This is a genomic window from Candidatus Pelagibacter sp. (genome assembly GCF_052049935.1).
In the GTDB taxonomy this organism is placed as follows: Bacteria; Pseudomonadota; Alphaproteobacteria; order Pelagibacterales; family Pelagibacteraceae; genus Pelagibacter.
Genome location: NZ_JBNGZA010000012.1, coordinates 1 through 19,705 on the forward strand (window position 1 = coordinate 1; position 19,705 = coordinate 19,705).

Annotated in this window: 24 protein-coding genes, 1 tRNA gene and 1 pseudogene; 11 read left to right on the forward strand and 15 right to left on the reverse strand. The window is 29.2% G+C overall.

Translation table 11 applies throughout. The annotated features are described in order from the left end of the window. The 15 genes and pseudogenes from ACTT90_RS06120 to ACTT90_RS06190 form a co-directional block, all read right to left on the reverse strand. A pseudogene (locus ACTT90_RS06120) lies at positions 1–185 on the reverse strand (dihydropteroate synthase); the annotation flags it as partial. 5 nt (positions 186–190) lie between these two features. Then, positions 191–2,080, reverse strand: a complete 1,890-nt coding sequence (ftsH, locus tag ACTT90_RS06125; protein WP_014953638.1) for an ATP-dependent zinc metalloprotease FtsH — start codon at positions 2,078–2,080, stop codon at positions 191–193. A gap of 62 nt (positions 2,081–2,142) precedes the next feature. Next, positions 2,143–3,174, reverse strand: a complete 1,032-nt coding sequence (gene tilS, locus ACTT90_RS06130; RefSeq protein WP_440937894.1) for a tRNA lysidine(34) synthetase TilS — start codon at positions 3,172–3,174, stop codon at positions 2,143–2,145. Continuing rightward, complete coding sequence (gene ybgF, locus ACTT90_RS06135) at positions 3,134–4,123, reverse strand: tol-pal system protein YbgF (protein ID WP_440937895.1); 990 nt, start codon at positions 4,121–4,123, stop codon at positions 3,134–3,136. Before ybgF ends, tilS begins: the two co-directional genes overlap by 41 nt. An 82-nt stretch (positions 4,124–4,205) precedes the next feature. Next, on the reverse strand, positions 4,206–4,685 hold the full coding sequence (pal, locus tag ACTT90_RS06140; protein WP_440937896.1) for a peptidoglycan-associated lipoprotein Pal: 480 nt from the start codon (positions 4,683–4,685) through the stop codon (positions 4,206–4,208). A gap of 88 nt (positions 4,686–4,773) precedes the next feature. Beyond that, positions 4,774–6,114 carry a Tol-Pal system beta propeller repeat protein TolB gene (gene tolB / locus ACTT90_RS06145; protein WP_440937897.1) on the reverse strand — a complete coding sequence of 447 codons (1,341 nt, stop codon included), beginning with the start codon at positions 6,112–6,114 and terminating at the stop codon, positions 4,774–4,776. Between the two features lie 9 nt (positions 6,115–6,123). Continuing rightward, entirely contained in the window at positions 6,124–6,933 is an 810-nt protein-coding gene (locus ACTT90_RS06150; protein WP_440937898.1) for a cell envelope biogenesis protein TolA, read from the reverse strand. A 2-nt stretch (positions 6,934–6,935) separates the two neighbouring features. Beyond that, positions 6,936–7,355, reverse strand: a complete 420-nt coding sequence (gene tolR / locus ACTT90_RS06155; RefSeq protein ID WP_014953644.1) for a protein TolR — start codon at positions 7,353–7,355, stop codon at positions 6,936–6,938. A 1-nt stretch (position 7,356) separates the two neighbouring features. Next, positions 7,357–8,031 carry a protein TolQ gene (gene tolQ / locus ACTT90_RS06160; RefSeq protein ID WP_440937899.1) on the reverse strand — a complete coding sequence of 225 codons (675 nt, stop codon included), beginning with the start codon at positions 8,029–8,031 and terminating at the stop codon, positions 7,357–7,359. A 52-nt stretch (positions 8,032–8,083) separates the two neighbouring features. Then, complete coding sequence (locus ACTT90_RS06165; RefSeq protein ID WP_440937900.1) at positions 8,084–8,578, reverse strand: crossover junction endodeoxyribonuclease; 495 nt, start codon at positions 8,576–8,578, stop codon at positions 8,084–8,086. A 3-nt stretch (positions 8,579–8,581) separates the two neighbouring features. Continuing rightward, a complete protein-coding gene (locus ACTT90_RS06170; RefSeq protein WP_440937901.1) occupies positions 8,582–9,304 on the reverse strand; it encodes a YebC/PmpR family DNA-binding transcriptional regulator in 723 nt (240 codons plus the stop codon). Between the two features lie 2 nt (positions 9,305–9,306). Then, positions 9,307–10,110 carry a TIGR00282 family metallophosphoesterase gene (locus ACTT90_RS06175; RefSeq protein WP_440937902.1) on the reverse strand — a complete coding sequence of 268 codons (804 nt, stop codon included), beginning with the start codon at positions 10,108–10,110 and terminating at the stop codon, positions 9,307–9,309. After that, positions 10,107–10,640 carry a 5-formyltetrahydrofolate cyclo-ligase gene (locus ACTT90_RS06180; RefSeq protein ID WP_440937903.1) on the reverse strand — a complete coding sequence of 178 codons (534 nt, stop codon included), beginning with the start codon at positions 10,638–10,640 and terminating at the stop codon, positions 10,107–10,109. The genes ACTT90_RS06175 and ACTT90_RS06180 overlap by 4 nt, the downstream gene beginning before the upstream one ends. A gap of 6 nt (positions 10,641–10,646) precedes the next feature. Continuing rightward, positions 10,647–11,093 (reverse strand): cell division protein ZapA, encoded by a 447-nt coding sequence (locus ACTT90_RS06185; RefSeq protein ID WP_440937904.1) that lies wholly within the window; start codon positions 11,091–11,093, stop codon positions 10,647–10,649. Continuing rightward, positions 11,081–11,404: a 5-formyltetrahydrofolate cyclo-ligase gene (locus ACTT90_RS06190; protein WP_440937905.1), complete on the reverse strand. Its 324-nt coding sequence runs from the start codon at positions 11,402–11,404 to the stop codon at positions 11,081–11,083. Before ACTT90_RS06190 ends, ACTT90_RS06185 begins: the two co-directional genes overlap by 13 nt. Before the next feature lie 51 nt (positions 11,405–11,455). On the opposite strand from ACTT90_RS06190, the gene tkt reads away from it, so the two are divergent. The 11 genes from tkt to ACTT90_RS06245 all read left to right on the forward strand — a co-directional run bounded on the left by tkt (position 11,456) and on the right by ACTT90_RS06245 (position 19,705). Beyond that, entirely contained in the window at positions 11,456–13,414 is a 1,959-nt protein-coding gene (tkt, locus tag ACTT90_RS06195; protein ID WP_440937906.1) for a transketolase, read from the forward strand. A 1-nt stretch (position 13,415) separates the two neighbouring features. After that, a complete protein-coding gene (gene gap, locus ACTT90_RS06200; RefSeq protein WP_440937907.1) occupies positions 13,416–14,426 on the forward strand; it encodes a type I glyceraldehyde-3-phosphate dehydrogenase in 1,011 nt (336 codons plus the stop codon). An 11-nt stretch (positions 14,427–14,437) separates the two neighbouring features. Next, positions 14,438–15,610, forward strand: a complete 1,173-nt coding sequence (locus tag ACTT90_RS06205; RefSeq protein ID WP_440937908.1) for a phosphoglycerate kinase — start codon at positions 14,438–14,440, stop codon at positions 15,608–15,610. Next, entirely contained in the window at positions 15,611–16,621 is a 1,011-nt protein-coding gene (locus ACTT90_RS06210) for a class I fructose-bisphosphate aldolase (RefSeq protein ID WP_440937909.1), read from the forward strand. Then, positions 16,608–17,228: a thiamine phosphate synthase gene (thiE, locus tag ACTT90_RS06215; RefSeq protein WP_440937910.1), complete on the forward strand. Its 621-nt coding sequence runs from the start codon at positions 16,608–16,610 to the stop codon at positions 17,226–17,228. The genes ACTT90_RS06210 and thiE overlap by 14 nt, the downstream gene beginning before the upstream one ends. Beyond that, the gene (gene efp, locus ACTT90_RS06220; RefSeq protein WP_440937911.1) at positions 17,225–17,785 is read left to right on the forward strand and encodes an elongation factor P; all 561 of its coding nucleotides are present in this window, start codon (positions 17,225–17,227) and stop codon (positions 17,783–17,785) included. The genes thiE and efp overlap by 4 nt, the downstream gene beginning before the upstream one ends. 2 nt (positions 17,786–17,787) lie before the next feature. Next, positions 17,788–18,525 carry an inositol monophosphatase family protein gene (locus ACTT90_RS06225; protein WP_440937912.1) on the forward strand — a complete coding sequence of 246 codons (738 nt, stop codon included), beginning with the start codon at positions 17,788–17,790 and terminating at the stop codon, positions 18,523–18,525. Between the two features lie 34 nt (positions 18,526–18,559). Further along, on the forward strand, positions 18,560–18,790 hold the full coding sequence (rpmE, locus tag ACTT90_RS06230) for a 50S ribosomal protein L31 (RefSeq protein WP_440937913.1): 231 nt from the start codon (positions 18,560–18,562) through the stop codon (positions 18,788–18,790). After that, a complete protein-coding gene (locus ACTT90_RS06235; protein ID WP_440937914.1) occupies positions 18,791–19,366 on the forward strand; it encodes a cell cycle transcriptional regulator TrcR in 576 nt (191 codons plus the stop codon). A gap of 63 nt (positions 19,367–19,429) precedes the next feature. Then, positions 19,430–19,624 (forward strand): 30S ribosomal protein S21, encoded by a 195-nt coding sequence (rpsU, locus tag ACTT90_RS06240; protein ID WP_075521090.1) that lies wholly within the window; start codon positions 19,430–19,432, stop codon positions 19,622–19,624. Between the two features lie 4 nt (positions 19,625–19,628). Next, a tRNA-Met gene (locus ACTT90_RS06245) sits at positions 19,629–19,705 on the forward strand.

Consider the following 19,705-nt stretch of genomic DNA (forward strand, 5'->3'; position numbering starts at 1 on the left):
TTGTAAGGTAATGAATTAATATTTTTTATATTAATTATTTTTTCTGTATTTCTTGAAATAATTTTTATGTGACTAAATGATATATCTCTTTGACCATGAAGCGGAAGTGTTTCTTTTTTTTTTATTAAAAACCTTGAAAATTTACCAAAATAGAAATTACACGCACAAGTGTAATATCTTCTCATTAAATCTAATGAACAATTTTTGGTTTTAAGCCCATAGAACTTAATGCGGATCCTTTGTCGTCGTCTACTTTTAGATCTTGTTTATCTGCGGGGTAAATGTTTTTATTAATTAAGTTCTCGATTTCTTCACCAGACAATGTTTCATAAGTTAATAAAGCTTTGGCAAGTTTATGTAAATCATCAATTTTATCTGTTAAAACTTTTCTTGCTCTATCATAACCTTGATCAACAATTTTTCTAATCTCAGAATCTACTTTTTTTGCTGTTTCCTCTGACATGTTTTGTTGTCTAGCAACAGATCTTCCAAGAAATACTTCTTCTTCATTTTCTCCATATGCAACTGGGCCCAATTCTTTACTCAAACCAGCTCTCATTACCATCGCTCTAGCTCTTTTTGTCGCTTGCTCAATATCACTAACTGCGCCTGTTGTAACTTTATCTTCACCAAAAATAATTTCTTCAGCAACTCGACCACCCATTGCAATAGCTAATTGTGCATGTAATTGTTCTCTTGTTTGAGACACTTCATCTCTTTCTGGCAATTGCATTACCATTCCTAAAGCTCTTCCTCTTGGGATAATAGTAGCCTTATGAATTGGGTATGCTGCACTTTCATTGATAGTAACTATAGCATGTCCAGCCTCATGATAAGCTGTAAGTCTCTTTTCTTCCTCACTCATTACCATTGACCTTCTTTCAGATCCCATCATTACTTTATCTTTAGCTTCTTCAAATTCGTTTAAAGTAACAATCCTTTTATTTTTTCTAGCTGCAAGTAAAGCTGCTTCGTTAACTAAATTTGCAAGATCTGCACCTGAAAACCCTGGAGTTCCTCTCGCAATTGTTCTTAAGTTAACATCTGGTGCCATTTTAATTTTTTTTACGTGAACTTTTAAAATCTTTTCTCTTCCTATGATATCTGGATTAGAAACTACAACTTGACGATCAAACCTACCTGGTCTTAACAACGCTGGATCTAAAACATCAGGTCTATTCGTTGCTGCAATGATGATAACACCTTCATTTGTGTCAAATCCATCCATCTCTACTAAGAGTTGGTTAAGGGTTTGTTCTCTTTCGTCATTTCCACCTCCAAGACCTGCTCCCCGACTTCTTCCAACAGCATCTATTTCATCAATAAAAATAATACAAGGTGAATTCTTCTTTCCTTGCTCAAACATATCTCTAACTCTTGATGCACCTACTCCAACGAACATCTCAACAAAGTCTGAACCTGATATTGTAAAGAATGGAACGCCTGCTTCACCGGCAATTGCTCTTGCTAATAATGTTTTTCCAGTACCTGGTGGACCTACTAGCAGTGCACCCCTTGGAATTTTTCCACCTAGTCTACTAAATTTTTTTGGATCTTTTAAAAATTCTACAATTTCTTCAACTTCTTCTTTAGCCTCTTCAACACCAGCAACATCGTTAAAAGTTACTTTGCCTTTGAGCTCATTCATCATTTTGGCTTTAGATCTACCAAAACCCATTGCGCCACCTTTTCCGCCTTGCATCTGTCTCATGAAGAAGATCCAAACGGCTATAAGCAATAACATTGGGAACCACGACAGTAATACTCCAAACAATGATGGCATTTTCTCTTCAAGAGGAGCTGCTGAAATGCTTACTCCTTTCTGAGATAATTTTTCAATTAAATTTGGATCGTTAGGAGAGTAAGTGGAAAAACTATTTCCATTTGAGTAAACACCTTTAATGTTATTACCTTGTATTTCAACTTTTAAAACTTCTCCATTTTCAACTGAAGTTAAAAAATCTGAAAATATAATTTGGTTTCCACCTCTAATGTTGCTTTGAGGATTTTTGAACATATTATAAAGGCCAATAGTTAGAAAAACTATTATTGCCCACATTGCTATGTTTTTGAAATTCATGGTATTAAAATAAGAATTAATATCTAATTAACAAGTGTCAAATTATCTTTAAAAGACATAATTTAATGAAATTCCTTGTTAATAATAACAGTATTATTGGTTTTTTTAATAATACAACCCCCTAGAGATGTTTTGAAAGTTTTATTGGCATTAATTAAATCAATTATTCTCAGTATCTTATTACCTCTTGCGAAATAATAATTTGCCCCCAATTCTTTTATACACTTAGATAAAGATCTAAACTTTACTTCATTAGATTGATTAAAAAATTCTTTATTTAGATAAATTATTTTTCTTTTTCTTGAATAATAACTATTAAGTAAAATATTCTTTTCAACCAATTTATTAATTGTAGTGTTTGAGTGACTCAGATTTTCTATTGTTTTATTAAATTTATTTTGATCAAAACCTTCTAAACTTAAATATTTTAGAAAGTTCCTAATTCTAACTCTTTTAAAATCTTGATTTTCATTAGAAGGATCAGAAATAAAATCTTTAAAAACATGAGAAGCTATAAAAACTAGTTCATTCTTTTTAAAATTTAACAATGGGCGTTCTATAATTATGTCACTCATTGATGATTTTTTGTTAAAAGAAACTAATCCTCTTAAACCACTTCCACGTGTTAATCTTATAATAAAGTTTTCTAATTTATCCTCTAAATGGTGTCCAATAATGATATGTTTTATATTGTCTTTTTTACATTCTTTAATCATCAAATCATATCTTTTTTCTCTAGCTCTTGCCTGAATATTGCTTTTTGGTTTAGCGCCTCTCCAAGATAATATTTGTGCTTCAATAAAATTTTTTTTTAGTAATTTTTTTACATGTTGGGCTTCCTTTGTGGAATTGGATCTCAATTTATGATCAACAATGTAAAATTTTTGTTTAATACCAAATCTTAAGGCATAAACTTTACATAGATAAGCTAAAGCAAGGCTGTCTGGGCCTCCAGACACCCCTACGGCAAATGCAGAATTTAAATTGAGATTTTTACTAAATTTTAAAAAAAGGTTTTTTAATTTTGTATTTTTTAAAGTTAGTTTAATTAGATTATGAGTCTTGTTTGCTACACTCAAATTTTTTAGACTCATATTTTGCTTTTTGAATTACAGATTGATTTGCCTCTGGATATTGCTCCTCAACACCATTAATCATTTTACAACCTTGATCTTTTTCTCCAATCTGAACCATGGAGACACCTAGTTTTAATAAATTAATTGGAGCTTTCTCTCCTTTTGGATATTTTTGGTATCCTTCAAGATATGCTGATGCCGCATCAGTATAAAGCTGTCTAATTCTAAATGTTTCTGCGTACCAATATTGAGCATTACCTGCAAGCTCATGATCTGAATTAGAATTTACAAATTCTCTAAATGCCCTCTCGGCAGTGGTATAATCACCAACTTTTAAGAAGCTTGTAGCAAACTCATATTGTTTTTCTGGCACTTCATCTGGTAAAATTTTTTCCTCAGATTGAAAATTTTCTGTAACAACAGTTGCAGTAGTATCAATTGAAGTAATTTGTTGTGTAGTTTCACTCGTTGTGTTGTCTTTATATGAAATTGCGCCAAGATCTTGGGGTTGTGAACTTCCTGGTAAAGCTTCTTCTTCTGTTAAGTTTGTATCTTTTGTAACTGAACTAATAATATTTCCAGAAGATATTGAGCTTTCTAAGTCTTGAAATCTTATTTGATTATCAGCTTGTACTTTTGACAACCTGCTAGATAATTTATCTAATTTAAAATTTATTTCCTCAAACTTATTTGTGAGAACTTGAAATTGACTTTCAATTTCAGAAAGTTTTAATAAATGTCTTGTTAAAACATCCTCAGAATTTCCTTCGGATATTTGTGAAGAATTAAAATCATTATTATTTTCATTTGATCCAGAATAAACAGCACGCTCTAATGTTTTTAAATCTTTTTTAATTAATTCTAAAGTTTCGTAAATATTATGGTTATCTGCTTTCGCTTGAATTGAGAATAACAATAAAAAGATAATTAAAATTTTTGTTTTAAAAATTTTATTACAAAGATCCATAAAACAACTACTAATTATAATGATGGCAAAAAAAAGACCCTAAATAAATTAATATTTAGGGTCTTAAATTTAAAAATTGGAATTAGTTAGCTTTTACAGTAACTGATCTTCTGTTTTTTGACCAAGCTAAAGGATTTGATCCAGAGTCCACTGGTCTTTCTTTACCATAGCTTAATACAGAAATTCTGTCTGAAGATATTCCATAAGTCATTAGGTAATCTTTAGCTGCATTAGCTCTTCTTTCACCTAAAGCTAAGTTATATTCTCTTGTTCCTCTTTCATCAGCATGACCTTCTAAAACTATGTTTACTTTAGAATTTTTTCTTAACCACGCTGCTTGCTTTCTTAGAGTTTCTCTAGAAGCCGTAGTTAAAACTGACTCGTTTGTTGCAAAAAATACTCTATCAGGTACTCCTGAAGCTAAATACTCTACAGTGTCAGTTCCTGTATATACATCTCCCTGCATTTGACCTGTTGATTTTTTTGAAGTTGCACAGGCTGTTAGTGCAAAACAAGCTAAAATTACAAGTAATGTGTTTTTTAAAATTTTGTTAAATCTCATATTGCTCCTTGATCAAGTTACTAGTTCTTAAATCTTAATTTTTCACAATTAATTAGAGGTTTCAAGCTAAAAAATCAAGCAATATTATTTAATTACTTAATAAAGATGACCAAGATGGGTCTGATGCATCTGTTGGTGTTATAACTTGTCTTTCATTATATCCTGTCAAATCAATTGACCATAATTTAGCTGAAAATCCTTCACCCTTTTCGTCAGTTTTGGTCTCTCTATAAAATATTAGCACTCTTCCGTTTGGTGACCAAGATGGTGCCTCTTGGTAATAATTTTCGGTTAATAGTCTTTCACCAGTACCATCAGTTCTCATCACACCAATATAGAATTTTCCTTTATGTAGTTTTGTGAAAGCAATTAGATCACCTCTTGGTGACCAAACTGGTGTTCCATATAAACCCTTTCCAAAAGAAATTCTTTTTACATTTTTTCCATTACTATCCATTATGTAAATTTGTTGATAACCACTTCTATCAGAATTAAAACAAATATATTTTCCATCCGGTGAATAGGAAGGAGAAGTATCAATAGAAGGATGATTAGTTATTTTATCTACGATCCTATTTTCTAAATCCATAGTATAAATATCTGAGTTACCATCTTTTGCAAAACTCATGATAATTTTTTTTCCATCTGGAGAAAATCTAGGTGCGAAAGTCATTCCCGGAAAGTCACCAACAACTTCTTGAGTTCCAGTTTCAATATCTAACAAATATACTCTGGGTAAATTTCTGAAATAAGATAAATATGTTACCATTTGACTATTTGGGTTAAATCTAGGAGTTAATACAAGTTCATTACCTAATGTTAAAAATTTATTATTAGAACCGTCTTGATCCATTATTGCTAATTTTTTTACTCTTTTAGTTTTTGGTCCTTCCTCTGCTACATAAATTATTCTTGTATCAAAATATCCTTTTTCTCCAGTTAATCTTTGATAAACCTTGTCAGAAATTATATGACCTACCCTTCTCCAATTTGTAGGAACTGTTGTGAATGCTAATGCCATCATTTCTCTTCCAGCTAATACATCCCACAACCTAAATTCAACTCTTAGTTTTTCATCTACAAAACTAACCTTGCCTGTGATCAACGCTTGAGCTTTAATTAAATTCCAATCTTCAAATCTCGGTTTTAAATTGGCAATATCAGGCTCTTGAAGAAACGCATCTTTATTAAGCGGGTTAAATAAACCAGAAGTTTTTAAATTTTTTTCAACAATCAAAGATATTTCAGATCCAATATTTTCTTTTTTTAGAATTTTTTCAAATTCTTTTTTTGAAACTTCATCAATAGATAAAGGTGACACTGCTACTGGTAAAGGATCTAAATTTCCTCTTGTAATGTCAACTTCTATTAATGCGAACGCATTGCTTTGAAATAAAAAAAGAAATAAAAAAAATATTTTTTTATACATATCCATATACTATCCCTCTAACATCTCTCTTGCATCAAAATTTAATTGTAAATCTTTCCACCTCTCATATCCAGTGGTTGGAACTCTTAATGGTTGACATAATTTAATAGCTCTTAATGCACTTTCTGCAAGGACTTTATAAAAGCCTTGACCAGGCTTATTCATTCTAGTGTGATCTAAAATTTCTGTGCTTATTATTGAACCATCTGGTTTTAATTGTAATTTTATTCTAACTAATAGATTTTCATTATAAGGAAGACCAAGCGGTATGCTCCAGCAACCAAAAATTTGTGCTTTTAATGCGTCTTCCTCACTCAAACTCAAACCAGTATTTTCTATATTTGCAACTTGGTCTTGAGTAACCTTATTTGATTTTTTTTCTGTTTCTGCAAATTCCTCTTTTGATTTATCTATTAATGCGGCAATATTATTTGGATCAAACAATTCTTCTTTTTCAAATTCTGATACTTGTTTTACATCATTATCAATTTTTTCTGGATTTTGTTTTTCATCTTTAATTTTCTCAACTTTTTTGACTTCTTGATCAGGCATTGGAATTGCATCGGGTTTATCTTTTTTTACTTTTTTTGGAGGCGCTTGTTCAGAAACTAATTTTTCTTCTTTCTCTTTTATCTTATCAATTGTTTTTTTTGCCTTCGGAGCGAAAGGTATGTTTGTCTTGTCTGTTATTTGAATTAATTCTACAGAGACTATTGGTGGTAAATCTACAGGTTTTTTCGATAAAAAAGGTAAACTTAATGCAGTAATCATTATTATTAAGAAATGAAAAATTGATGAAAGAAATATGTTCCTTGTCAATTTTACCTCTCTTTATAAGGCTCAGATATTAGCGCTACTTTAGTAAAGCCTGATCCAGAAAGTAATCCCATGATCTCTAAAACTCTACCATAATTGATTGCCTTGTCTCCTCTTACATAGATTCTTGTATCAGTTCTGTTTTTTGAAACAGCTAAGACTTTTGCTATAATCTTATCAAATTCTACTTTTGATTCCTGGATAAAAATTTCACCTTTAGAATTGATAGTTAAAGTTAATGGCTCTTGTTCCTCTGGTAAAGAATCTGCAGAACTTTCAGGTAGATCTACTTGAACTCCAACTGTTAATAATGGAGCTGTAACCATAAAGATAATCAAAAGAACTAACATTACGTCCACAAATGGAGTAACATTAATTTCACTCATAGGATCTCTTGAAGATTTACGATTTAATTTAAATCCCATTTTAGATTATAGATATAAATCTTTTTGAAAAACTCTCTAATTTTTGACTGTATCTTCTCAGATCGTTATTAAATTTATTATAAGCTACTACTGCAGGAATTGCAGCTAGCAATCCTAGAGCAGTTGCAAATAATGCTTCAGCTATTCCAGGAGCAACAATAGCTAGACTAGTATTTCTGGATATCGCTATAGACTGAAATGAATTCATTATTCCCCAAACAGTTCCAAATAACCCAATAAAAGGAGCTGTAGATCCTACAGTTGCTAAAAATGTAAATCCTTTTTCAATTTTTGAAGTTTGTTTTTCTATTCCAGCCTCTAATATACTTGTTAATCTCTCATTAATGTTTGATTTAGATTTTGATTTAACAATACCTTGCATAGACTCTTTAAAGATTAATGCCATAGGGTCAGAAATATTTTGTGGCAAATTATTATAAAAAGTTTCTGCAGATTTTGACTTCCAAAACTTATCTTCAAATTGGTCAGAAGAATTATTTATTTTTTTAAAGAGCTTTATTTTTTCAAAAATAACTGCCCAAGAATAAATTGAGCATGCTATTAATATTATAATTACTGATTTAACTATTATATCTGCTTTTAAAAACAGACTCATTAATGAAAAGTCAGCACTTGAAGCTAGTCCCACAGCTTGAGTCGATATTTCTGTTTCCATAATTATACATCACACTTAATTGTGTCATGAATTTGGCTTTAATCTTGGAGTGTTACTCAGGTAATTTGTATGTTTCGTAAAAAAAACTTGCTATAAGGATGGCATCGGCTTTGTTAGAGTCCTTTTTTTTTGATAATTGTGATGAAAAGTAAGGAAAAATCTCTATTGCTCTTGTTCTACTTGCATCTTTTTCTGAATTTATAAGATTAAAATACTTCTTCCATTTTGCTGGTCTAACAAAATACATAGAAAGTTGCATAGCAGAACATATGCCTTTTAAAATTCCGAAAGACTGTCCAAAATTAAACATACTAGTTACACCTTGTCCTGGCATTGCAGAAACTTGTTCTATAACTATTTTAATGTCTTTTTTATCATAGTTTTTAATGCCGTCTAAGATTTCATGATAAATTTGAGCTCCATTTACTTGTTTCTTATTTTTTTTTCCATCTGTCATGGTGGGCATCTCTATAACTTTGATAATTCTTCCATTATCAAAAAAGCATATTGAGCCAGAAATTCCAGGATCTATTCCAATAATTAACATTAATCAATTTTCGAAAATAACATTTGTATACACACTTTGTACATCATCATCTTCTTCTAAGGTCTCTAAAAAATCTATTACTTCTTGTTTTTTTTCACCTGTTATTTTTACGTTATTCAAGGCTAACCATTCAATTTCAGTTGAAATAAAATTGTTTATCTTTTCTTCTAATTTTTTTTTGACATTATAAATTTCATTTATTGAGCAATGAATTTCATGAATTTCATTTTTTGAAATACATTCATCTGCTCCAGCGTCTATCGCCAATTCTAAAATCTGATCATCTTCAATTTCACTCTTAGAAATTTTAATTACTCCAAGCTGATTAAAATTATGAGCAGCAGATCCTTGAGTTCCTAAACTTCCTCCATTTTTTTGAAATATAGTTCTAATGTTTGAAGCTGTTCGATTTTTATTATCAGTTAAAGTTTCTACAATAACTGCAATTTTATCAGGACCAAATCCTTCATATCTTAAGTTTTCATAATTAGCACCAGCTGCAGCTGAAGATTTATCAATTGCTCTCTCTATGTTGTCTTTTGGCATGTTTGCAGATCTTGCTGCTTGTATTGCAGACCTTAATCTTGGATTCATTGCGGGATCCTTGTCACCTAGTTTTGCAGCTACAGTAATTTCTTTTGACAACTTAGAAAATAAGTTGGCTCTAAGTTTGTCCGCTTTTCCCTTTTTATGTTTAATTCCAGCCCAATGAGAATGTCCTGCCATAATTAACTATTTTTTAAATTTGCTCCAAAAATATAACTTGAAATATTTTTTGCTAAACCTGTTTTTATATCACAATCAACAATAACTCCACACATCGTGCCCTCTCCTATTTCTGGAAAATGTTTTACTGATTTTTTTTTCATAAATCTATTAATTGAATTTTCTTTATTCATGCCAATAACTGAGTTGTAGTCTCCACACATACCAGCATCTGTTTGGTAAGCAGTTCCTTTATTTAAGATATGTGCATCGTTGGTTGGAATGTGAGTATGTGTTCCAACTACTAATGTAGCATTGCCGTCAAAAAAATGACCAATAGCATTTTTTTCACTGGTAATCTCACCATGAAAATCTACAATTAGAAAATCATATTTATCTTTTAGCTTGTGTACATTTAAAAATTTATCTGCACATTCAAAAACATCTTCACATTTTTTCATGAAAACATTTCCCATCAAATTTAAAACACCAATTTTAATATCTTCTTTAGTAGTATAAATTTGAAATCCTTTACCTGGTGCAGGCTCAAATAAATTTTTTGGTCTTAATAATCTGTTCTCTTGATCTATATAATTCATTATTTCTTTCTGATCCCAAACATGATTTCCAGTAGTTATTACATTGACACCTGAGTTAAATAGATCCTTACATATTTCTTCAGTTAGACCAACACCTGACTTATCAGCATTTTCTGCGTTAACTACTACAAAGTCTATCTTACATCTTTCAATTTCTTTTTTTAGATTTTTCATCACAACAGAACAACCTGATATGCCTACTAGATCACCTAAGAACAATAATTTCATTGAAATATATTTCTTTCTGTAATAATTGCATCTAATCTTTGATCAAATTTATTTATTGGTAATTTATCAATTTTCTGGAATGAGAATGATAACCCTATCGTAATTATAGTTTTTATTTTTTTTATTCTTGCAATATAACGATCATAATAACCACCACCATAGCCTAATCTGTATAAATTTTTATCGAAACCAACAATTGGTACTAAAAAAATATCTGGATAAGTAATTTTTGAACTGGTTGGTTCAGGTATTCCAAAATCATTAATTGTTAAAGGTTGATTAAAATCCCAAGAAAAAAAATCCATTTGATTACTTTTTTTCATAATCGGTAAAGAAATTTGAAAGTTTTGTTTCGATAATTTTTTAAGTATTTCTAAACAATCAAATTCATAATTGATTGGAAAATATCCACCAATTTTATTTTTTTTATATTTTTTTAAAAAATTATATATTTTAGAATTATCAAAATTTTGAAAATATTTTTTTTTTCTTTGATTTAAGATTTTTTTTCTAATTCCTAATTTATTCACTTTGTGCTAATTAGAAATGTTTTTGTTATCCATATTTTCAATAAAACTGGATATTTCTGAGGTTGCTGCATCTAAAACTTGTTCATATTTTTTTTGATTATCATCAATAGTTCTCTTAAGTTCATCAAGATTATTATTGAGACTTTTTATTTCATCCTCTTTATTGTCTTTATATTCATAAACTAAGTTTTTTAATTCTTTGAATTTTTTTGATAAATCGCTTAATTCTTTTTTTTTCTGTTCAATTTTTTTTTTTGTTTCATAGTATTCATCTAATACTTTTATTGCTGTAATCAGTAACAATTTATTTTCTCCTAAATTTCCAAGGTCACTTTTAAGAGAATTAAATTTTTGATTTATTTGTATGAGCAAATTTTCTAAATGTTCCTCTTGACCATCATCGCAAGAAAGCAAAAATTCTTTACCATTAAATTTTATGCTTACATTTGCCATTTATCTATTTCTTCCAGTAAAGTATCTGTTTCTTGGTTTAATTCATCAATTTTTTCTGAAAATTCTTGCTGTCTTGACTTCTTATCAAGATTTCTCTTTTCAAAATCACTTAATTTTTGGCTTAATTGCTCATGATCTTTTTGAAGATTTTGATATTTTTCCTCTAATTCTATTTTTTCAATTTCTAATTGTTTTTTTTTATTTTTTAATTCATTTACTAGTTCATTTTCTTTTGCATCATCAATTTTAATATTTTTTAATTTTTCTAAAGCAGATGTTAATTTTTTTTCTTTTTCGTCTAAAGAATTCATATATATAGTCATATTAATAAATAGAATCTTCAAAGTCTATACAGGATAATTTTGAACACACAATATAAAGACCTAGCAAATTGTATCAGATTTTTATCAATTGATGCTGTACAAAAAGCAAATTCTGGACATCCAGGAATGCCCATGGGAATGGCAGACGTTGCTACAGTTTTATTTAAAGATTTTTTAAAATTTAGTCCTTCTAACCCTAGCTGGATTAACAGAGACAGATTTATTTTGTCTGCTGGTCACGGATCGATGTTGCTTTACTCCTTGCTTTACCTAACCGGATACAAAAGCATATCGCTAAAAGATATTAAAAATTTTCGTCAACTTGACTCTATCTGTGCTGGTCACCCTGAGTACCATCCTAATTCAGGAATTGAGACAACAACTGGACCTCTAGGACAAGGAATATCAAATGCTGTTGGTTTTGCAATTGCTGAGGAAATTTTAAAAAGTAAATTTGGTAGTAAAATTATCAATCATAAAACTTATGTCCTTGCAGGAGATGGATGCTTAATGGAAGGTATTAGTCATGAAGCGATGAGTTTAGCTGGGCACCTAAAACTTAAAAATTTAATAATGTTATTCGATAATAATTCTATTTCTATTGATGGTCCAACTGACTTGGCCGTGTCTGATAATTATAAAAAAAGGTTCGAAAGTTATGGATGGAATTATATTAATGTTGATGGACATAATTGTAATGAGATTAAAAAGGCAATAAAAAAAGCACATACTGCTAAATCTCCAACTGTAATTTCATGTAAAACAAAAATTGGTTATGGTTCCCCAAATAAATCTGGCAAAGCTTCTTCTCATGGAAGTCCATTAGGATCAGAAGAAATAAACTTAGTAAGAAAAAAATTAAATTGGAACTATAAACCTTTTGAAATTCCAAAAAATTTATTAAATCAATGGAAAAGTTTTGGCTTAAAAGGATTAAAAATTGAAAAAAAATGGAATAGGATTTTTTTAAAAAAAAAGAAACAATACAATAATTTTATAAAAATTAATTTTAACAAAGGTATTAAATTAGAAAAAATTTCTGCAATTAAAAATCAAAAAGGCCTTGCTACACGAAAGGCCTCAGAGTCTGTTCTAAATTCAATTACTCCAGATTGTAAGAATATTATTGGTGGATCTGCTGATCTAGCAGGATCCAACAATACAAAAACAAAATTTCATGAAATATTAAAACCAAAAAAATTTAATGGGAATTATATTCATTATGGTGTTCGTGAACATGCCATGTGTGGAATAATGAATGGCCTTTCATTACATAGTAATTTAATTCCTTATGGTGGTACTTTTTTGATTTTTTCAGATTATTGCAAACCTTCTATTCGGTTATCAGCATTAATGGAACAACAAGTAATTTATGTGATGACACATGATTCAATTGGTTTAGGTGAGGATGGACCAACACATCAACCTATAGAACAATTAGAAGGTCTCAGAGCAATACCTAATTTAAATGTATTCAGACCGGCTGACAGATATGAAACAATTGAATGTTGGGAATTAGCTTTAAAGAATAAAAAAACTCCCTCAATTCTATCATTGACAAGACAGAATTTAAATCCGGTTAGATATAATATCTCAAAAGTTAATAAATGTTCTTATGGGGCTTATGAAATATCTAGGACTAATAAAAAAATTCAATTAACTATTTTAGCAAGTGGTTCAGAGGTTAATTTGGCTTTAGACGTAAGCAATGAATTAAAAAAATATAAAATTAATTCAAAGGTTATTTCTGTGCCTTCACAAGAAATCTTCGACAAACAAAGTAAAAATTATAAAAAGAAAATATTGAATGAAACAAAACTTAAAATTTCAATTGAAGCTGGATCAAAAACATCTTGGTATAAATATGTGGGTGATAATGGTATGGCATTTGGTATTGATGAATTTGGAAAAAGTGCGCCTTATAAAAAAATATTTGAATATTTCAGTTTATCTACAAAAAAAATAACTATAAAAATAAGAAATAATTATAAGACGTAATATGACAATTAAAGTCGGTATCAATGGAATGGGTAGGATTGGAAGAATGGTATTAAGATCTATTTATGAAAATAATTTTAAAGATATTAAAGTTGTACATATAAATAATAGATCAAATTCTGAAACTTGTTCTAATTTGATTAAATACGACTCTATTCATGGAAAATTCAATGTGGATATTAAATTTGAAGCTAATAAATTAATCATAAATAACGATAACATTTCTTTTAGTCAGCATTCAAAATTAGAAGATATAAATTGGGGTGAATTAGGAGTGGATATAGTTTTTGAATGTACAGGAAAATTTAATTCAAAAGAAAAATTAGAAACTCATATTAAAAATGGTGCTCAAAAAGTTATAGTTTCAGCTCCATGCAAGAATGCTGACAAATCAATTGTTTATGGAGTAAATCAAAATATTCTTTCAAAGGATGACAAAATAATTTCTGCTGCATCTTGTACTACTAACTGTTTAGCGCCTGCTGCAAAAGTAATTAATGAAAATTTTGAAATTGAAAAAGGTTTTATGACTACAATTCATGCATTTACGAGTGATCAAAGAATTTTGGATAATTCACACAAAGATCCAAGAAGAGCAAGATCTGCTAGTCAATCAATTGTGCCAACTTCTACGGGCGCATCAAAAGCAATCGGAGAAATAATACCATCATTAAAAGGTAAATTAGAAGGTGTAGCTATGAGGGTACCAACTCCGAATGTTTCTTTAGTTGAGTTAGTTTTTTCTACAAAAAAAGATTTAACAATTGAGTCAATTAATTCTGCATTTGAAATTGCATCAAAAAATGAATTAAAGGGAGTGTTAGAGGTTACAGATGAAAAATTAGTTTCGATTGATTTTAATCATAATCAGGCTTCTTCAATTATTGATGGATCACTCACCAATGTTGTTGGAAAAAACATGGGAAAAATTTCATCATGGTATGACAATGAGTGGGGGTTTTCTAACAGAATGTGTGATATTGCAGTTTATTTAAAGAAAAAATTTAACTAACAATCAAAAAAATGAAAAAAATTGAAGATTTTAAAGATCTTTATCAAAAAAAAGTTTTAGTTAGACTAGATCTGAATGTTCCATTAAAAAATAATCAAATTACAGACACGACAAGAATAGATAAAATTTTACCTACACTAAATTTTTTAATTCAACAAAATTCTAAAATAATAATAATATCTCATATCGGTAGACCAAAAGGTAAAACAAATTCAGCTTTGTCTATGGCACCAGTTTGTGAATATTTATCAAAAAAACTAAGTAAAAAAGTAGATCTTTTAAATCAAAATTTGTTCGAAATTAAACCACAAGAAATATTTGATAAAAGTGATGATAAAATAGTTTTTTTTGAAAATATTAGATTTTATGAACAAGAAGAAAAAAATGATGAAGAATTTGCAAAAATGTTATCTAAATTTGGTGAGATTTTTGTTAATGATGCTTTTTCATGTTCACACAGGGCTCATGCATCTGTAGATAAGATTACAAAATATTTACCCTCTTACTGTGGTTTGCAAATGAGTACTGAAGTTGATGCATTAAAAAAAGTTACTTCTGATATTAATAGGCCAATTACATGCATAATAGGAGGTTCTAAAATTTCTACCAAAATAAGTGTTATAAAAAATTTAATACCTAAATTTGAAAACATTGTGATAGTTGGGGGTATGGCTAATAACTTTTTAGAATATAGTGGTCATAATATTGGAAAATCGCTAAAAGAAGATAACTGCAATCCTATTGTTGAAGAAATATTATCTTTAGCAAAAGAAAATAAATGCAATGTTTTAATTCCTACTGATGTTTCTGTGGGCAAAAATCTTGAAGATAGTAAAACAATTAAAACATTAAATGAGATAGAGAAAGACGACCTAATATTAGATATTGGTCCAAAAACAATCAAATTAATTTGTTCTGTATTAGATAATAGTAAAACTGTCTTATGGAATGGACCTCTAGGATATTTTGAAAATCCTAACTTTGCTATAGGAAGTATTGAAATTGCAAAAAAAATAGTTGATTTAAAAGATAAAATTTTTTCAGTTGCTGGTGGAGGAGATACTATTGCGGTATTAAATCAGGCAGGTGCCTTTAAAAACTTAAATTTTGTTTCAACTGCTGGTGGAGCCTTTCTAGAATATCTTGAAGGTAAAGAAATTCCTGGTATAAAAGCTCTCAACTAAATGTCTGAATTAAACAACATAGCCTTAAAAATTTTAAAAAATGGAAAGGGTATCTTGGCTGCTGATGAAAGCACAGGTACTATGACTAAAAGATTAGAGAGTGTAAAAGTCGAGTCTACCAAAGAAAATAGAATTAAATTTAGAGAAACTTTATTCTCTGCGAAAGGTATGAGTGAGTATATTGGTGGAGTTATATTATATGACGAAACTATTAAGCAAAAAACTAATACAGGAAAAGAAGTTCCAAGACTTTTATCTGAAATGGGTTCTATAGCAGGAATAAAAGTTGATACAGGTGCAAAAAAATTAGCTGGAAGTCCAAATGAAAAAATTACTGAAGGCTTAGATGGTTTAAGAGATAGGTTAAAAGAATATTCTAAATTGGGAGCTCAATTTACAAAATGGAGAGGTGTATATAATATTTCAAAAGATTATCCTAGCAAACTATCAATTAATTCTAACGCGCATGCTCTTGCTAGATATGCAGCTTTAGTTCAAGAGTGTAATATGGTTCCAATTGTTGAACCAGAAGTGTTAATGGATGGTGATCATTCTGCTGATGATTGTTTTAAAAAAACGTCAGAGGTAATAAAAAAATGTTTTGAGGAACTACTACTAAATAAAGTAGATCTAACAGGTGTAATTTTAAAACCAAATATGATTTTAGCAGGCTCAGAGTCTAATAATCAAATTACTTATGAAGAAACAGCAAAACTTACTGTTAAATGTTTAAAGGAATCAGTTCCTAGTGAAGTACCAGGTATAGCCTTCTTATCTGGTGGTCAAACTGAAGTTCAAGCGTCTGAGAATTTAAATTTAATAAACAAATTTAACGATACAAATTTTATTATGTCATATTCTTATGGTAGAGCATTGCAACAAAGTGCCCTTAGACATTGGGCTAAAGACATAAATGATGTTGAAGGAACTCAAGCAGTTTTTGATCATAGGGCTAAAATGTGTACTTTGGCAGCTCAAGGAAAGTGGTCAAAAAATCTTGAAAATATCTAATTCCAAAAAAAAATTTTTATATTTAATTTCACCAAATAAAATTAAAAAAGATTTTTATTTAAACTTAGATAAAATCTTAGCTTTTAAAAAAGTTAAGTTTTTTCAATTAAGAATTAAAAATGATTTTCTTAAAAAAAAAATTGAAATTGGTAAAAAAATTAAACCAATTTGTAAAAAACATAATGTTAAATTCTTGATAAATGATGACCCAATGCTTGCAAAAATACTAAAAGCGGATGGATGTCATTTGGGGCAAAAAGATATGGATATTATTTCAGCAAGAAAAATTTTAGGAAAAAAAATTATTGGAATTACTTGTCATAATTCAATTTCTTTAGCAAAAAAGGCTTTGAAAAATAATGCTGACTATTTGGCTTTAGGTGCATTCTTTCCAACTAATACGAAAAAAGTTAAATTTAAGGCGAATATGTCAGATATAAAAAAAATTAAACAGTTAACAAATAAGCCAATCATTGCAATTGGTGGAATTAATAATAAAAATTATAAAAAACTTTTATTGAACAATGTAAACTTTTTGGCTATTTCAGGCTACATTTTTAATAATAAAAAATATAAACCAGTTGAAGCTATAAAAAAACTTATATGAAAATAAATGCAAGTGAAATTAGAGTTGGAATGCTTTTAGAGTATAAGGACGATCTTTGGCAAGTTTTGAAAACTCAACATGTAAAACCTGGTAAAGGAGGAGCATTCACCCAAGTTGAGATGAAAAGTTTAAATAAAAATACAAAACTTAATGAAAGATTTAGATCAAGTGAAACTGTTGAAAAAGCAGCTCTAGATGAAAATAATTTTAATTACTCATATGATGATGATATAAATTACTTTTTTATTGATCCTAAATCCTTTGAACAAGTAGAGGTAAAAAAAGAGATCGTAGGCGATAAAGGAAAATTATTGACTGAAAACTTAGAAGTCAAAATTAGTTTTTATAACGAAAAACCAATATCAATTGAACTTCCCAATCAAGTGCATTGTAAAATAGAGACAACTGATGCTGCTTTAAAAGGTCAAACTGTTTCATCTTCTTATAAACCCGCAACTTTGGATAATGGATTAAATATACAAGTTCCTCCATTTATAGAAGCTGGAGATGAAGTTATTGTTGATACCAGAAATTTAGAATATGTAAAAAAAATTTAATTATGCAAACTATTTCACCACACTTGAATATAATGATAAAAGCAAGTGAAAAAGCATCAAGAGTTTTAATTAGAGACTTTGGTGAATTAGAAAAATTACAAGTTTCTAATAAAGGTCCATCTGATTTCGTTACTAATGCTGATCTTAAAACAGAGAAAATAATTATTGAGGAATTAAAAAAAGCAAAACCAAACTACTCTATTCTAAGCGAAGAAAAGGGAATAGAAAACAATAAAGATAAAAAAACATGGATTATCGATCCAATTGATGGAACTGTAAATTTTTTACATGGAATTCCACATTTCGCTATTTCAATTGCTCTTAGAGATGAAAATGAGATCGTAGCAGGATTAATATACGACCCCATAAAAAATGAAATGTTTTATGCGGAAAAAAATAATGGTTCATTCTTCAATAATCAAAGAATTAGAGTTTCTAAAAAAAATATTTTATCAGAATGTTTATTTGTGACAGGTGGAAAAATTGATTTCAACTACGAATTTTCATATAGAAAATCTGGAAGTGCAGCTCTTGATCTTGCATATGTTGCAGCAGGAAGATATGACGGTTATTTTCAAAAAAATCTAAATATTTGGGATATTGCAGCTGGTATATTAATTTTAAAAGAAGCAGGTGGATTAATCAATGATGTTGATATCTCAAAATTAAAGGATATTAAAATTATAGCCTCAAATCCAAATATTAACACAAAATTTAGTGAAAAATTGGCTAAATTTTAATTGTTTTAGTAATTTCTTTTGTTATAAGTCCGCTATGAAAAAAAACACACACCCTGATTATCACTCTATAAAAGTTGAAATGACTGATGGTTCTCAGTTTGAAACAAAATCAACATGGGGAAAAGAAGGCGAAATATTAAAATTAGAAATAGACCCTAAATCCCATGCAGCTTGGACAGGTGGAAAACAAAAACTTATGGATAAAGGTAGAATAAGTAAGTTCAATAAAAAATTTCAGAACTTTAAGACAGAAAAGAAAAACTAAATGTCAAATGTTCCATTAATGCCAATGGCTACTGCTGTATGGTTGGTTGAAAACACATCGTTAACTTTTAAACAAATTGCAAATTTTTGTGATTTACATGAGGTTGAGGTTCAAGGTATAGCTGATGGAGAAGTAGCCAAAGGCATTAAAGGCTATAACCCGATAATGTCAGGACAACTTTCAAGAGAAGAAATTGATTTGTCATCAAAAGATAAAAATCGACCCCTTCAAATAAAACAAAACGATATTAAAATTTCTAATGATGAGAAAAAAATTAAGAAATATGTTCCTCTTTCAAAAAGACAAGATAAACCAGATTCAGCTTTATGGTTGATAAAGCAGCATAATTTATTAAAAGATTCTCAAATTGCTAAATTAGTTGGTATAACAAAAAACTCCGTCACATCTATAAGGAACAAGAGTTATTGGAATTACAACAATTTAAATCCTAAAGATCCTGTAGCATTAAATTTGTTTTCCCAAAAAGATTTATTAGATGCAATTGAAAAAGCTGAAAGAAGAATTAAGCGGGAAAAAAAATTAAAAGAAAAACAACAAAAATTAAATTCAAATTAATGAATAAAATTGATAGACAGTTAAATTTAAAAGTGATAACAAACGCTTTTTTTGGAGGTTGTTATTAAAATAGAAGTTAAAGATAATAATGTTGAGCAAGCACTGAGGGTTTTAAAAAGAAAACTTCAAAGAGATGGTTTCTTTAAGATAATTAAACTAAAAAACACTTATGAAAAGCCATCAGAAAAGAAGAAGAGAATTCTGCAAGAAAACATAAAAAGAGTTAAAAAACTAAATAAACTAAAAAATAGAATTTAAATACCGCGGGGTGGAGCAGTCTGGTAGCTCGTCAGGCTCATAACCTGAAGGTCGGCGGTTCAAATCCGTCCCCCGCAACCA